Origin of the sequence: Cupriavidus necator (assembly GCF_040578825.1) — a bacterium.
GTDB classification, from domain to species: Bacteria; Pseudomonadota; Gammaproteobacteria; order Burkholderiales; family Burkholderiaceae; genus Cupriavidus; species Cupriavidus necator_E.
Genome location: NZ_JBEFLI010000030.1, coordinates 64,548 through 79,409, shown reverse-complemented (window position 1 = coordinate 79,409; position 14,862 = coordinate 64,548). Strand labels below are relative to the sequence as shown.

12 protein-coding genes are annotated in these 14,862 nt (G+C 66.9%); 10 read left to right on the top strand and 2 right to left on the bottom strand.

What is annotated here, in order from left to right; genetic code table 11:
• The coding region (locus AB1I47_RS16715; RefSeq protein WP_354684856.1) for a hypothetical protein at nt 1-240 on the bottom strand (240 nt) is incomplete at its 3' end.
• On the opposite strand from AB1I47_RS16715, the gene hrpA reads away from it, so the two are divergent.
• The 6 genes from hrpA to AB1I47_RS16685 all read left to right on the top strand — a co-directional run bounded on the left by hrpA (nt 125) and on the right by AB1I47_RS16685 (nt 8,858).
• Nucleotides 125-3,934 (top strand): ATP-dependent RNA helicase HrpA, encoded by a 3,810-nt coding sequence (gene hrpA / locus AB1I47_RS16710; RefSeq protein ID WP_354684861.1) that lies wholly within the window; start codon nt 125-127, stop codon nt 3,932-3,934. The two genes, AB1I47_RS16715 and hrpA, sit on opposite strands and share 116 nt — an antisense overlap.
• A gap of 163 nt (nt 3,935-4,097) precedes the next feature.
• Nucleotides 4,098-5,084 (top strand): YVTN family beta-propeller repeat protein, encoded by a 987-nt coding sequence (locus tag AB1I47_RS16705; protein WP_354684855.1) that lies wholly within the window; start codon nt 4,098-4,100, stop codon nt 5,082-5,084.
• A gap of 31 nt (nt 5,085-5,115) precedes the next feature.
• Nucleotides 5,116-5,994, top strand: a complete 879-nt coding sequence (locus AB1I47_RS16700) for a polysaccharide deacetylase family protein (RefSeq protein ID WP_354684854.1) — start codon at nt 5,116-5,118, stop codon at nt 5,992-5,994.
• Nucleotides 5,994-6,968 carry a sterol desaturase family protein gene (locus AB1I47_RS16695; protein WP_354684853.1) on the top strand — a complete coding sequence of 325 codons (975 nt, stop codon included), beginning with the start codon at nt 5,994-5,996 and terminating at the stop codon, nt 6,966-6,968. The genes AB1I47_RS16700 and AB1I47_RS16695 overlap by 1 nt, the downstream gene beginning before the upstream one ends.
• 156 nt (nt 6,969-7,124) lie before the next feature.
• Nucleotides 7,125-8,021: an EI24 domain-containing protein gene (locus tag AB1I47_RS16690; protein WP_354684852.1), complete on the top strand. Its 897-nt coding sequence runs from the start codon at nt 7,125-7,127 to the stop codon at nt 8,019-8,021.
• Nucleotides 8,022-8,033: 12 nt separating this feature from the next.
• The gene (locus AB1I47_RS16685) at nt 8,034-8,858 is read left to right on the top strand and encodes a competence/damage-inducible protein A (protein ID WP_354684851.1); all 825 of its coding nucleotides are present in this window, start codon (nt 8,034-8,036) and stop codon (nt 8,856-8,858) included.
• A gap of 67 nt (nt 8,859-8,925) precedes the next feature.
• Here the strand turns inward: AB1I47_RS16685 and AB1I47_RS16680 are convergent, their stop codons facing one another.
• Nucleotides 8,926-9,390: a rhodanese-like domain-containing protein gene (locus tag AB1I47_RS16680; RefSeq protein WP_354684850.1), complete on the bottom strand. Its 465-nt coding sequence runs from the start codon at nt 9,388-9,390 to the stop codon at nt 8,926-8,928.
• Nucleotides 9,391-9,882: 492 nt separating this feature from the next.
• Here AB1I47_RS16680 and AB1I47_RS16675 point away from each other — a divergent pair, with 492 nt between their 5' ends.
• The 4 genes from AB1I47_RS16675 (at nt 9,883) to ntrC (ending at nt 14,839) form a co-directional block, all read left to right on the top strand.
• Nucleotides 9,883-11,298, top strand: coding sequence for a 3-hydroxylaminophenol mutase (locus AB1I47_RS16675; protein WP_354684849.1), 1,416 nt, complete (start codon nt 9,883-9,885; stop codon nt 11,296-11,298).
• Between the two features lie 211 nt (nt 11,299-11,509).
• A complete protein-coding gene (locus tag AB1I47_RS16670; RefSeq protein ID WP_354684848.1) occupies nt 11,510-12,019 on the top strand; it encodes a DUF4124 domain-containing protein in 510 nt (169 codons plus the stop codon).
• Nucleotides 12,020-12,023: 4 nt separating this feature from the next.
• Nucleotides 12,024-13,202: a nitrogen regulation protein NR(II) gene (glnL, locus tag AB1I47_RS16665; protein WP_354684847.1), complete on the top strand. Its 1,179-nt coding sequence runs from the start codon at nt 12,024-12,026 to the stop codon at nt 13,200-13,202.
• Between the two features lie 89 nt (nt 13,203-13,291).
• Nucleotides 13,292-14,839, top strand: coding sequence for a nitrogen regulation protein NR(I) (gene ntrC, locus AB1I47_RS16660; protein ID WP_354684846.1), 1,548 nt, complete (start codon nt 13,292-13,294; stop codon nt 14,837-14,839).
• Nucleotides 14,840-14,862: the final 23 nt, after the last annotated feature.

Below are 14,862 nucleotides of genomic sequence, written 5' to 3'. Positions count from 1 at the left end.
AACGGCAAGCCGGCGCCGGTGATCGAGGTCAGCGGCCGGCTGTATCCGGTGGAAGTCCGCTACCGGCCGATCACCGACGACGCGCCCGCCGCGCCCGCCGCGCCCGCCGCGCCCCGTCAATCCGCTGCCTCCGATCACGTTCCCGGAGGCACTGCCGGTCTCGGCCCGCCGCGACGAAATCGCCGCGGCACTGCTGGCCAACCAGGTGGTGATCGTTTCCGGCGAGACCGGTTCGGGCAAGACCACGCAGCTGCCGAAGATCTGCCTGTCGATCGGCCGCGGCCCCGGCCGGGAGGGCGGGGGACTGATCGGCCACACCCAGCCGCGGCGTATCGCCGCCACCTCGACCGCCAAGCGCATCGCGCAGGAACTCGGCACGCCGCTGGGCGAGCACGTCGGCTACCAGGTCCGCTTCAACGACACCATGTCGTCGGGCGCGTCGGTCAAGCTGATGACCGACGGCATCCTGCTGGCCGAGACGCAGAACGACCCGCTGCTGCGCGGCTACGACACGCTGATCATCGACGAGGCGCACGAGCGCAGCCTCAACATCGACTTCCTGATCGGCTACCTGCGCCAGATCCTGCCGAAGCGGCCGGACCTGAAGGTGATCATCACCTCGGCGACGATCGACGCGCAGCGCTTTGCCGGGCATTTCGCGTCCAACGGCAAGCCGGCGCCGGTGATCGAGGTCAGCGGCCGGCTGTATCCGGTGGAAGTCCGCTACCGGCCGATCACCGACGACGCGCCCGCCGGCGCCGCGCCCCGCAGCCCGCAGGCACGCGAGCGCGACCTGTACGACGGCATCGTCGATGCCGTCGATGAACTGTGCCGCGTGGGCCCCGGCGACGTGCTGGTGTTCCTGCCCGGCGAGCGCGAGATCCGCGAGGCCGCCGAGGCGCTGCGCAAGCACCATCCGCCGCATACCGAGATCCTGCCGCTGTTCGCCCGGCTGTCGGTGCAGGAGCAGGAGCGGGTGTTCAAGCCGTCGAACGCGCGCCGCATCGTGCTGGCGACCAACGTCGCCGAAACCTCGCTGACGGTGCCCGGCATCCGCTACGTGGTCGATACCGGGCTGGCGCGCGTCAAGCGCTACTCGTACCGCAACAAGGTCGAGCAGCTGCAGGTCGAGGCGATCTCGCAGGCCGCCGCCAACCAGCGCGCCGGCCGCTGCGGCCGCGTGGCCAACGGTGTGTGCATCCGGCTGTATGAAGAAACCGATTTCACCGGCCGCCCGCGCTTCACCGATCCCGAGATCCTGCGCTCGTCGCTGGCCGCGGTAATCCTGCGCATGAAGGCGCTGCGGCTGACCGATATCGAGGCCTTCCCGTTTATCGAGCCGCCGCTGGGCCGCGCGGTTGCCGACGGCTACCAGCTCTTGCAGGAACTGGGCGCGGTCGACGATGCCAACCAGCTCACCGGCACGGGCCGCCAGCTCGCCAAGCTGCCGCTGGACCCGCGCGTCGCGCGCATGATCCTGGCCGCGCGCGAGCATCATTGCCTGCGCGAAGTGCTGATCATCGCCAGCGCGCTGTCAGTGCAGGATCCGCGCGACCGTCCGCAGGAAGCGCAGGAAGCCGCCGACCAGGCCCACCGCAAGTTCATGGACGAGAAGTCCGAGTTCCTGGGCTGGGTCAAGCTGTGGAAGTGGTTCGAGGACGCGGTCGCGCACAAGAAATCCAACCGCCAGTTGCAGGACCAGTGCCGCGCCCACTTCCTGTCGCACCTGCGGCTGCGCGAGTGGCGCGATGTCCATTCGCAGCTGCTGACCACCGTGACCGAGCAGGGCTGGCGCCTGAACGATAGCGAGCCGACTTACGAGCAGGTACACAAGGCGCTGCTGACGGGCTTGCTCGGCAACGTCGGCTGCCGCATCGAGGATGGCGACGGCAAGGGCCGCGAGTACCTGGGCGCGCGCGGCATCAAGTTCCACCTGTGGCCGGGCTCGCTGATCGCGCGCAAGGTCGGCCGCTGGATCGTCGCGGCGGAACTGGTCGAGACCAGCCGGCTGTTCGCCCGCACGCTGGCGCGGATCGAGCCGGACTGGCTCGAGCAGATCGGCGGCCATCTGCTCAAGGTGAGCTGGAGCGATCCGCACTGGGAGAAAAAGGCTGGCCAGGTGCTGGCGCTGGAGCGCGCCACGCTGTACGGGCTGGTGGTCTACCAGCATCGCCGCGTCCACTACGGGCCGATGAATCCGAAGGAAGCGCGCGAGCTGTTTATCCGCCGCGCGCTGGTCGAGGGCGAGTTCGATACGCGCCTGCCGTTCTACGCGCACAACCAGCGCCTGGTGCGCGAGATCGAGAACCTGGAACACAAGTCGCGCCGCCAGGACGTGCTGGTCGACGACGAACTGATCTACGCCTTCTACGACCGCGCCATCCCGGCCGATATCAACCAGCAGGCCACGTTCGAGCAGTGGTACCAGGCCGAAAGCGCCAAAGACCGCAAGCTGCTCTACCTGAACCGCGACGAGCTGATGCGGCACGAGGCGGCCGGCATCACCACCGACCTGTTCCCCAAGACCATGAATGTGGCCGGGGTCGACATGGGGCTGAGCTACCACTTCGAGCCGGGCAGCCATCGCGACGGCGTGACGCTGACCGTGCCGCTGTATGCGCTCAACCAGGTGCGGCAGGAGCGCGCCGACTGGCTGGTGCCGGGCATGATCAAGGAGAAGGTGCACCTGCTGCTCAAGTCGCTGCCGCAGAAGCTGCGCCGCCATTGCGTGCCGCTGCCGGAGTACGCGGCGGGGTTTGTCGCCCGCCAGCCGTTCGGCGAAGGCGAGCTGCTCGACGTGCTGATCGCCGATATCCGCGAGCAGACCGGCACCATGGTCAAGCGGGCCGACTTCAAGCTGGAAACGCTGCCCGCGCACCATTCGATGAATTTCAAGGTGATCGACGAGCACGGCCGCCAGCTCGACATGGGCCGCAACCTGGCCCAGCTCCGCGGCGAGCTCGGCGGCCAGGCGCAGCAGTCGTTCCAGCGGGTCGCGGCGCAAGCCGCGGCGCAGGCAGCAAACCAGGCCCCCGACCAGCCGGCGCCGCTGGCCGTGGCCGAGCCTGGCAAATACGAGGGCCTGACCGGCTGGACCTTCGGCGAGCTGCCGGAGCTGCTGGAGATCCGCAAGGGCAGCCAGACGCTGTTCGGCTATCCGGCGCTGGTCGACCGTGGCACCCACTGCGACGTGGAAGTCTTCGATGACCCGCAGGAGGCGGCGCGCATCCACTACCTGGGGCTGCGCCGGCTGTTCGCGCTGCAACTGCGCGAGCAGGTCAAGTTCCTCGAGAAGAACATTCCCGGCCTGCAGCAGATGGCGATGCAGTACATGACGCTCGGCACCCAGGAAATGCTGCGCGACCAGATCGTGATGCTGGCGCTGGAGCGGGCCTGCCTGCAGGCGCCGCTGCCGCGCAACGAGGCCGAGTTCAACGCGCGCAAGGACGAGGGCCGCACCCGGCTGTCGCTGCTGGCGCAGGAGATCGCGCGGCTGGTCGGCACCATCCTTGCCGAATACGCCGGGCTGCCGCGCAAGCTGCTGCAGGCCAAGCCGTTCCCCGCGGCCTACGCCGACATGGAAGGCCAGCTGGGCCGGCTGATGGGCAAGCGCTTTATCGACGAGAACCCGTACACGCAACTGGTCCATTTCCCGCGCTACCTGAAGGGCATCGCCATGCGGGTGGACAAGCTCAAGGGCGACCCGGCCCGCGACAGCCAGCGCATGCAGGAGATGGCGCCGCTGGTGCAGCAGTGGCAGCGGGCGGAAAAGCAGCTGCGGACCCAGGGCCGCGGCGGCGAGGATGCGCGGCTGGAGGAGTTCCGCTGGATGCTGGAGGAGCTGCGCATCGCGCTGTTCGCCCAGGAGCTGCGCACGCCGGTGCCGATGTCGGTCAAGCGGCTGCAGAAGGTGTGGGAATCGATGCAGCGCTGAGCTACGCCCGCCAGCCCCACGGTCCCGTCCGGGGCCGTTGGTCGCACCGGCGCAACACCCTGCTGAATTCTTGGCTGCCGCCAGCAACGACGTCAGCGGATTGCCGCGCCCAAACGTTAGAATCGCCGGTTCGGTCTTCTTTCGTCTTTTTTCAGCGGGTCTTATGTTCGCATTGCGTCGTGTTGTGGCTGGTGGGATTACGGTGGGCGCCCTGGCGCTGGGCCTGCTGGCCGCACCGGCCTCGGCGGAAGTGGTGGTAATCCTTAATTCGGGTGATGCAACCGTCACGCTGATCGACAAGGATTCGCAAAAGGTGCTGGACACCTTCCCGATCGGCAAGGAGCCGCACCACCTGATCGCGACGCCGGACGACAAGTCGCTGATCGTCGCCAATGCGGTCGGCAACGACCTGGTGTTCCTGGACCCGGTCAACGGCAAGATCCAGCAGCGCGTGCCGAATATCGACGACCCGTACCAGATCGGCTTCTCGCCCGACCAGAAGTGGTTCGTCGCCACCGGCAACCGGCTCGACCGCGTCGACCTGTACCGCTGGGACGGCAAGGCGCTGAAGCTGGCCAAACAGTTTCCGCTGGCCAAGACGCCCAGCCATATCGCCTTTACCGCCGACAGCCGCATCGCCTTTATCACGCTGCAGGACTCCAACGAGGTGGCGGCCATCGACCTGGTCACGCAGAACGTGCTGTGGCGCATGGAGACCGGCTCGGCGCCGGCGGGTATCTGGGTCACGCCGGACCAGAAATACCTGCTGGTGGGCATGACCGGCGCCGACTATGTGGCCGTGATCGACTGGCGCACCCGTACCGTGGTCAAGCAGATCCAGACCGGCAAGGGCGCGCACAACTTCCGCGCGATCGGCGACAAGCGCCACCTGTTCCTGAGCAACCGCGTGACCGGCAGCATCAGCATCATCGACCAGCAGACACTGAGCAAGGTCGGCGATATCACCGGCCTGCCGCCGGGCCCGGACGATATGGAACTGACCGCCGACGGCAAGACGCTGTGGGTCACGTTCCGGTGGGCGCGCTCGGTCGGGCTGATCGACGTGGCCAGCCGCAAGCTGGTCAAGACCGTGCGGGTCGGGCGCTCGCCGCACGGCATCTATTTCCGCACGCGGGCGCCGCTGTACTGAACGGTGGTTTGCAACGGTTAGGGCAGGGACCATGGGCGAGACCAAGCCTTCGCGATCCGGACGGTTCGGCAAGATCCTGGCGGCGCTGGCGCTCGCCTGTGCGATGCCGGCCGGTCTGCACGCGGCCGACGCCTCTCAGCCGGCCGTCAGGGCCTGCCCGGCCGGTACGCTGTACCTGACCTTCGATACCGGCAGCATGAGCCAGGCGCAGCTGATCGCCGACACGCTGCGCCGCCACCATATCCGCGCCACCTTCTTCCTGGCCAACGAGCCGACGGTGCGCCACGACGGCTCGCTCGATCCGTCATGGGCGCCGTACTGGAAGTCGCTGGCGGCGGACGGCCATGTCTTTGGCACCCATACCTTCGACCATGTCTACCTGCGCAGGGTGCGCGACGGCCACGTGACCATGCGCCCGCAGTTCGGCGCGCGGGCCGGCAAGGACGTGGCGATGGACGCTGAGGGCTTCTGCCGCGAACTGCGCCGCAGCGCCGACGCCTTGCGCAGCATGACCGGCGCCGAGATGCTGCCGTTATGGCGCGCCCCGGGCGGGCGCACCGCGCCGCAGACGCTGCAGTGGGCCGAGCAATGCGGTTTCCGCCACGTGGGCTGGGCGCCGGCCGGTTTCCTCGGCGACGAACTGGCTTCCGAGCGCTATCCGAACGCGATGCTGCTGGAGCGCGCGCTGGACAAGCTGCGCGACGGCGATATCACCATGGCGCACCTTGGCATCTGGTCGCGCAAGGATCCGTGGGCGCCGGGCGTGCTGGAGCCGCTGCTCGCCGGGCTGGAGCGCAAGGGTTTCTGCTTCGCGACGCTGCGCGAGCATCCGGCCTACCGTGACTGGATCGGACGCGCGGTCACTGGCGGCAAAGTACAGGCAGTCGGACAACAGGAGGGCAGGCGGTAATGTGGGAGATGCTCAACGGCTGGATCGGCCAGGTTGAAGGCACGCTGTTCCAGGACGTGGTGCTGCCGGTGGTCTACGACCTCGGGTTTGGCCGCTACGCCGAGGAGGCCTTCACCGGCACCGAATGGCTGCTGGTGGGGCTGGTGCAGATCATCGTGATGGCGCTGATCCTGGGGCCGCTGGAGAAGTGGCGCCCGGTCGAGCCGGTGGCCGACCGCGCCGCGATCCGCACCGACATCTTCTATACCGTGATTCACCGGCTGGGGCTGTTCCGGCTGGCGATGTTCTTCCTGCTGGCGCCGCTGACCGATGCCCTCGAAGGGCAGGTGCGGCTGATGGGCTGGCACCGCATCAACGTCGAAGACTGGTGGCCGGGCGTGACCTCGGTGCCGCTGGTCAGCTTCTTCGTTTACCTGCTGCTGTTCGACCTGCTTGACTACTGGTATCACCGGCTGTCGCACTCGTTCCGCTGGTGGTGGCACCTGCACGCGGTGCACCACAGCCAGCGCCAGATGACGCTGTGGAGCGACAACCGCAACCACCTGCTCGACGACATGCTGCGCGACTTTGTATTTGCGCTGGTGGCGCTGGGCGTGGGCGTCGAGCCGCCGCAGTACGTGCTGCTGGTGGCGCTGTCGCAGCTGCTGCAGAGCCTGCAGCATGCCAACGTGCGGCTGCATTTCGGCGCGCTCGGCGAACGGCTGCTGATTTCGCCGCGCTTTCACCGCACCCACCATGCGGTCGGCATCGGCCATGAAGCCGACGGCGCGCCGGCGAAGCTGGGCGGCTGCAACTATGGCGTGATCTTCCCCTGGTGGGACATGCTGTTCGGCACCGCGGTCTTTACCGAGACATATCACCCGACCGGCATCCGCGACCAGCTCCCGCCGCCGGCGGGCAAGGGCCACGACTACGGCGCCGGCTTCCTGGCGCACCAGTGGTACGGCATCAAGCGGCTGCTGCGGCTGCGCTGAAGCGGTCTGCGTCGAAGCAGCCCTCCACCCGCGGCGCACGATGGCGCGACGCGGCGGCAAGTGGCGTATGCTAGTGTTCCGGGTTGCCGCCGGTCCGCCCCCCCTGGTGATCTAGCCTGCGCCCGGCACCTTTTTTCCTGATTTGCCATCGACTGCATGAACGATATTTTCCGCTCGTTTGGCCGCGCGCTCGTCAGCCAGCTCCATCCCCGCATGCTGATGCTGACCCTGCTGCCTTTCGTCCTGGCCACGCTGCTGTGGGGCGGCCTGCTCTGGTGGAGCTGGGACCCCGTCATGGCCGCCACGCGCGGCTTCCTTGAAACCTCGGTGCTGACCAGCTGGATCTACAGCGCGCTGGACTGGTTCGGCCTGCAATCGATGCGCGCCGCGGTTGCGCCGCTGTTTGTCGCCGCATTGGCGATCCCGCTGGTGATCGCGTCGATGCTGATGTTTATCGGCGTGGTTTCGGTGCCGGCGGTGGTGCGCCATCTCGAACGCAGCTATCCCGACCTGAACAAGGCCCATGGCGGCAGCGTGCTCGGGAGCGTGTTCCACTCGCTCAGCAGCACCGTGGTGTTCCTGTTGCTGGTGCTGATGACGCTGCCGCTGTGGCTGATCCCGCCGTTCTTCGCGCTGATCCCGCCGGTGCTATGGGGCTGGCTGACTTACCGCGTGATGACCTATGACGCGCTCGCCGACCATGCCAGCGCCGAAGAGCGCAAGGCACTGGTGCGCCGCCATCGCACGCCGCTGCTGGTGATCGGCGTGGCGGTGGGCCTGCTGGGCTCGGCACCGACGCTGCTGTGGGTGTCGTCGGCGGCGGTGATCTTCCTGTTCCCGTTCGTGCTGGCTGGCACGCTATGGCTGTACGTGCTGATCTTTATTTTCTCGGCGCTGTGGTTCGGCCATTTCTGCCTGCGCGCGCTGGCGCAACTGCGGGCCGAGCGTGCCGCGGTGCCGGCCCAGCCGCCGGCCACACCGGCCACACCGGCCGCGGGTGGCGATGTGATCGACCTGGCGCCGACCGATGTGCGCCGCATCGAAAATTCCTGAAGCGAGGGCAATATGGGTTTTGGCCTGATCGTCATTGGCGACGAGATCCTGTCGGGGCGGCGCGAGGACAAGCACCTGCGCCGCACCATCGAACTGCTGGGTGCGCGCGGCCTGGCGCTTGACTGGGCTGAATATATCGGCGACGACCGCGCCCGCATTACCGCCACGCTGCGGCGCACGCTCGCGGGCGACGACGTGGTGTTCTGCACCGGCGGCATCGGCGCCACGCCGGACGACCACACCCGCCAGTGCGCGGCGGCGGCGCTGGGCGTGCCGCTGGTGCTGCATCCCGAGGCGCGCGAGCTGATCGCGCTGCGCATCGCGGAAACGGCCAACGGCGACCCGGTCAAGGCCGACCTGAGCCTGCCGGAAAACCAGCACCGCTTCAAGATGGGCGAGTTTCCCGAAGGCGCGCGCATCATCCCCAACAGCTACAACCACATCCCGGGCTTCTCGGTGGGCCACCACCATTTCATGCCCGGCTTCCCGGTGATGGCATGGCCGATGATGGAATGGCTGCTGGACCACGACTATGCGCACCTGCGCCACCAGGCGCAGCAGCAGGAGCGCGCGTTCTACGTGTTCGAGGCGCCGGAATCGACGCTGACGCCGCTGATGGAGAAGGTCGAGGCCGCGCACCCGGCCATCCGCGTGTTCAGCCTGCCGTCTGTCGGCGACGTGCAGCGCGGCGACCGCTTCGCGCGCCGGCATATCGACCTGGGCGTCAAGGGCCCGGTCGAGCTGGTGGCGCCGGCCTACGCGATGCTGCTCGAGGGTGTGCAGGCGATGGGATTCGAGACGGTGGAGCAGCCGGCGCGGGAGTCGGCGCAGGCCTGAGCGCGGGCCGCGCAAAAATAAAGGGGCAGCTCAGGCTGCCCCTTTGTCATTCACGCCGCAGCGGCACTCAGGCGCCGTGCCAAGGCAGTCCGCGCACGCACCAGCCTTCGAGCGTCTTGCGGTGGTGGTGCTCGTCGCGGTTGCCCTCGAAGCCCTCCAGCACGTCCATGGCGAAATGGTAGCCCGCCTCGGTGGCCACGCGCGCGGCGTGCTTGGAGCGGGCCGCGCTGCGGCACAGGAACAGCACCGGCACGTCGGCCGGTACGCGCGCCTTCAGCTCTTCAATGAAGCGGCCGTTCTGCGCCCCGCCCGGATAGGTCATCCATTGGACATGGGCGAACTGCGCATCGGGCACGTCCACGCCGCCCACCCAATCGAGTTCTGCCTGGGTGCGCACGTCGACCAGCACGGCCGAAGGGTCGTTCTGCAGCAGCGCAAAGGCTTCCTGCGGCGACAGCGCGCCGAAATACGGGAGCTGGTTCTGTTGCTGGCGCTGGCGGGCGGCCTGGAGGAGTTCGTCTCGGGTGGTCATCTGCGTGACAAATTTCAGGGATGGAATAGGGGCGGAACGAGGCGGGAGGACCGCAACACACTATTCTATAGCGCCGCAGCTATCCGGCGGCGGTTTGCCCTGACGGGCGCTCCATGGCCGGGCGCGATTTGATCGATTTTGGTGCGCGCGCACTTATTGGGTGCGTTAACTTGCTGATTGCACCATTGTGGTGTTTTATAAGGATGCGAGCCGCAGTGTGCGAGTTATTGGTGCGCCACCCGGCTGCCGGCGCGCCGGATCGTGATCATGCGGCCAACGCCTCTACGGTGCGCGAATCGCCGGAGTTGCACATTTTTCGGGCCACGCGCGCCAGAGGGGCGTTTGCTTGGCACGCTTTCTGCTAACATTCCTCGTCCTTTCGTGGCTGGTCGGGTTGGCGCGCGAGCATGCATGAATGCATCTACGGCGCTGGTGTCGACGGGCCCAAGAATTGGCTTTCTCAGACTTCCGCCGAATATCCAGGAGATTGGCATGGCCCACAGCGTTGCAGACGTGATGAAGCTGGTGAAGGAAAACGACGTCAAGTTCGTCGATTTCCGTTTCACCGATACCAAAGGCAAGGAGCAACACGTGTCCGTGCCCGTGTCGCACTTCGATGAAGACAAGTTCGAAAGCGGCCACGCCTTCGACGGTTCGTCGATCGCCGGCTGGAAGGGTATCGAAGCTTCGGACATGCTGCTGATGCCGGATTCGAATACCGCCATCATCGACCCGTTCTACGAAGAGCCGACGCTGGTGCTGACCTGCGACGTGATCGAGCCGTCGGACGGCAAGGGCTATGACCGCGATCCGCGCTCGATCGCCAAGCGCGCCGAAGCCTACCTGAAGAGCACCGGCCTGGGCGACACCGCCTACTTCGGCCCGGAGCCCGAATTCTTCATCTTCGACGGCGTGACCTGGAACGTCGACATGCAAGGCTGCTTCGTGAAGATCCATTCCGAAGAAGCCCCGTGGTCGGCCGGCAAGGAATTCGAGCACGGCAACAGCGGCCACCGTCCGGGCAAGAAGGGCGGCTACTTCCCGGTCGCCCCGATCGACACCTTCCAGGACATGCGTTCGGAAATGTGCCTGATCCTGGAATCGCTGGGCATTCCCGTTGAAGTCCACCACCACGAAGTGGCTGGCCAGGGCCAGAACGAAATCGGCACCAAGTTCAGCACGCTGGTGCAGCGCGCCGACTGGACCCAGCTGCAGAAGTACGTGATCCAGAACGTCGCCCACACCTACGGCAAGACCGCCACCTTCATGCCGAAGCCTGTCGTTGGCGACAACGGCTCGGGCATGCACGTGCACCAGTCCGTGTGGAAGGACGGCCAGAACCTGTTCGCCGGCAACGGCTACGCCGGCCTGTCGGAATTCGCGCTGTACTACATCGGCGGTATCATCAAGCACGCCCGCGCGCTGAACGCCATCACCAACCCGGGCACGAACTCGTACAAGCGCCTGGTGCCGGGCTTCGAAGCTCCGGTGAAGCTGGCCTACTCGGCCCGCAACCGTTCGGCGTCGATCCGCATCCCGTATGTGGCCAACCCGAAGGGCCGCCGCATCGAGACCCGCTTCCCGGATCCGCTGATGAACCCGTACCTGGGCTTCTCGGCGCTGCTGATGGCCGGCCTGGATGGCGTGATGAACAAGATCCACCCGGGTGAAGCTGCCGACAAGAACCTGTACGACCTGCCGCCGGAAGAGGATGCAAAGATCCCGACCGTCTGCTCGAGCCTGGACCAGTCGCTGGAGTACCTGGACAACGACCGCGAGTTCCTGACCCGCGGCGGCGTGTTCTCGAACTCGATGATCGATGCCTACATCGAACTGAAGATGGAAGAAGTCACGCGTTTCCGCATGACCACGCACCCGGTCGAGTTCGAGATGTACTACTCGCTGTAAGCGGCCCTTGCCCGGTAATGACGCAGGTTGTGACCGGGCAACAGTTGCACCAGAGAGGGGCGGCTTCGGCTGTCCCTTTTTGCTTTGCTCGCTAGAATGGGGAATCCGATCCCATCCCGATCCATCCCTGTTCAAACCTGACGCCATGTCCCTGGACGCCTCTTCGCGCACGGCTCGCCGTGCCCTGTCATTGCACCAACTTCGTGTCGGTATGCGCGGCCAATTCCCTGTTCTGGTGAGTGCCGTGGCGCTGGCGCTGGTTGGCTGGGCCGGGCAGCCGCGTGCGCAGTCTTCCGACGTCTATGTCTGCAGCGGCCCCAACGGCGTGCCCGAGTACCGCAACGGCAGCGCGGGCAAGGGCTGCAAGAAGCTGAACCTGCCCGACGTGGTGACGGTACCGGGCGGCCGCGTGGCCGCGCCGCCGGCGAGGAACGGCGGCGGTGCCACGGTCAGCAACTCCAGCTTCCCGCGCGTGGACAGCGCCACGCAGAAGAGCCGCGACAGCGAACGCCGTGCGGTGCTGACGCAGGAGTTGCAAGCCGAGGAGGCCAAGCTGCAGGCGCTGCGCGCCGAGTACAACAATGGCCAGCCGGAGCGCCAGGGCAACGAGCGCAATTATCAGAAATACCTCGATCGCACGGCCTCGCTGCGCGACGACATCGCGCGCAGCGAGGCCAACGCCGCGTCGCTGCGGCGCGAGCTGGGCAATTTGAAGGACTAGTCTTATGCGTCGCCTGATTCGCGGTGTGTCGCGCAAGGTCAGCGGAGCCGAGGGTTCCCGGGGCGAGTCGCCCGTGGCTGACCCGGTCCAGGCCGAAAGCAGTGCGCAGGTGCTGCCCCTGGGCGCAGTGGCGTTGCACGCCGGCCTCGACGTGGTAGCCAACCCGGTGCTGCTGGTGCGGCAGCCGGGGCTGCGCGTGGTCTACGCCAACCCCGCCGCGGAAGCGACCTTCGGCGTGTCGCGCAAGGGCCTGGTCGAGCTGGCGTTACCCGATCTGTTCGGCCGCTCGGAAGAACTGCACCTGATGCTCGATACCGTGGTCACGCGGCAGTTCGACGTGCGCCGGCAGGACCTGGTGCTGCACCCCCCGTTGCAGGAACCGATCCACGCACACGTGGTGATCGCCGCGCTGGAAGCGTTCAGCGATACGGTGGTGGTGGAGATCCTTCCCAACGAACAGAAGGTGCGCAGCGACCGCGAGGAGCGCATCCTCGACCTGACCGCGGCCAACAAGGAATTGATCCGCAACCTGGCCCACGAGATCAAGAACCCCCTCGGCGGCATCCGCGGCGCGGCGCAGTTGCTGGAGTTCGAGCTGCCCGAGCGCTCGCTGCGCGAATACACGCAGGTCATCATCAAGGAATCGGACCGGCTGCAGACGCTGGTGGACCGGCTGCTCGAGCCGCACCGGCATCCGCATATCGTGTCGAGCCTGAATATCCATGAAGTGCTGGAGCGCGTGCGCTCGGTGGTGCTGGCGGAGTTTCCGAACGGGCTGGAAATCGTGCGCGACTACGATGCCAGCCTGCCCGAACTGCAGGGCGACATGGAGCAGTTGATCCAGGCGGTGCTGAACATCGTGCACAACGCCGCGCAGGCGCTGGCCGACCATATCGCACGCGGCGACGCGCAGATCGTGCTGCGTACCCGCGTGGCCCGGCAAGTGACAATTGCCAAGCGCTTGTTCAAGCTGGCATTGGACTTGCATGTCATCGACAACGGCCCGGGAATCCCCGAAGACATTCGCGAGCGCATCTTCTATCCACTGGTATCGGGTAGGGATGGCGGCAGCGGTCTAGGTCTCACACTCGCTCAAACCTTCGTGCAGCAGCACGAGGGCTTGATCGAATGCGAGAGCAGGCCGGGCTGTACCGACTTCCGCATCCTGCTGCCGCTGCACTAGCTGTTCGCCGGCGTCGCGAGCGATCGCGCCCCCGCCGCAGTGCCGGGCATGCGGAAGACCAAATGACACCGAGCAGACAAGCGACGCACATGAAGCCGATCTGGATAGTCGACGACGATCAATCAATCCGCTGGGTCCTGGAAAAGGCCCTTGCCCGTGAAAGCCTGCTCTCCCGCAGCTTCACCAATGTGCGGGACGTGCTCGCCGCGCTGGAGGAAGACCAGCCGCAGGTGCTGATATCGGATATCCGCATGCCGGGCGGCTCGGGCCTGGACCTGCTGCAAGCCATCAAGACGCGGCATCCGGGGCTGCCCGTCATCGTGATGACGGCGTACTCGGACCTGGACAGCGCGGTGGCCGCGTTCCAGGGCGGCGCCTTCGAATATCTGGCCAAGCCTTTCGATGTCGACAAGGCCGTCGAGCTGATCCGCCGCGCGCTGGAAGAAAGCCTGCGCGAGGAAGAGATGGACGACCGGCTGGTCGACGCGCCCGAGATCCTCGGGCAGGCGCCGGCGATGCAGGACGTGTTCCGCGCGATCGGGCGGCTGTCGCAATCCAACGTGACGGTGATGATCACCGGCGAGTCGGGCACCGGCAAGGAACTGGTCGCGCGTGCGCTGCACAAGCACAGCCCGCGTGCCAACGGTCCCTTTATCGCGCTCAATACCGCCGCCATCCCGAAGGACTTGCTGGAGTCCGAACTGTTCGGCCACGAGCGTGGCGCCTTCACCGGCGCGCAGACCATGCGGCGCGGGCGCTTCGAGCAGGCCGAGGGCGGCACGCTGTTTCTCGATGAAATCGGCGACATGCCGTTCGACCTCCAGACCCGCCTGCTACGCGTGCTGTCCGATGGCAACTTCTACCGCGTCGGCGGCCACAACCCGCTGCGCGCCAATGTGCGCGTCATTGCCGCCACGCACCAGAACCTGGAACTGCGCGTCAAGGAAGGGCTGTTCCGCGAGGACTTGTTCCACCGCCTGAACGTGATCCGGCTGCGGCTGCCGCCGCTGCGTGAACGCCCCGAGGACATCACGCTGCTGGCCCGTCATTTCCTGCAGAAGAGCGCCAAGGAACTGGGCGTCGAGCCCAAGCGCATGTCGGACGAGGCGTTGGCCTATGTCAGCACGCTGCCGTTCCCTGGCAACGTGCGCCAGCTCGAGAACCTGTGCAACTGGCTGACCGTGATGGCGCCGGCGCAGACCATCGAGGTCAAGGACCTGCCGCGCGAGATGCTGGAAGCTGGGACGTCGGAGCCGGTCAACGCGCCGCGGCCCGAGCGTGTCGCCGAAGCGCGCGCCGTCGAGTATGAGGGCGCGCATGAGGTGGCCGACTATGGCGGGTTTGCCGTGCGCGTGGCGGAGGGCGACACCGCCACCGCGGTCCGGCCCGCGCCGGTCGTCACCGTCGCGCCGGTTTCGGCCGCGGCCGGCTGGGAAAGCCTGCTCGCGGGCGAGGCCCGCGCGATGCTCGAGGCCGGCCAGCCGGAAGTCATGGACGTGCTGACGCGGCGCTTCGAGAAGGCGGTATTGGAAGCCGCACTCGGCGTCACGCGTGGCCGCCGCGTCGAGGCCGCGACGCGGTTGGGGATCGGGCGCAATACCATCACGCGCAAGCTGCAGGAACTTGGTTTCGACTGAGCGGGGAAACCACTCGGGCTTTT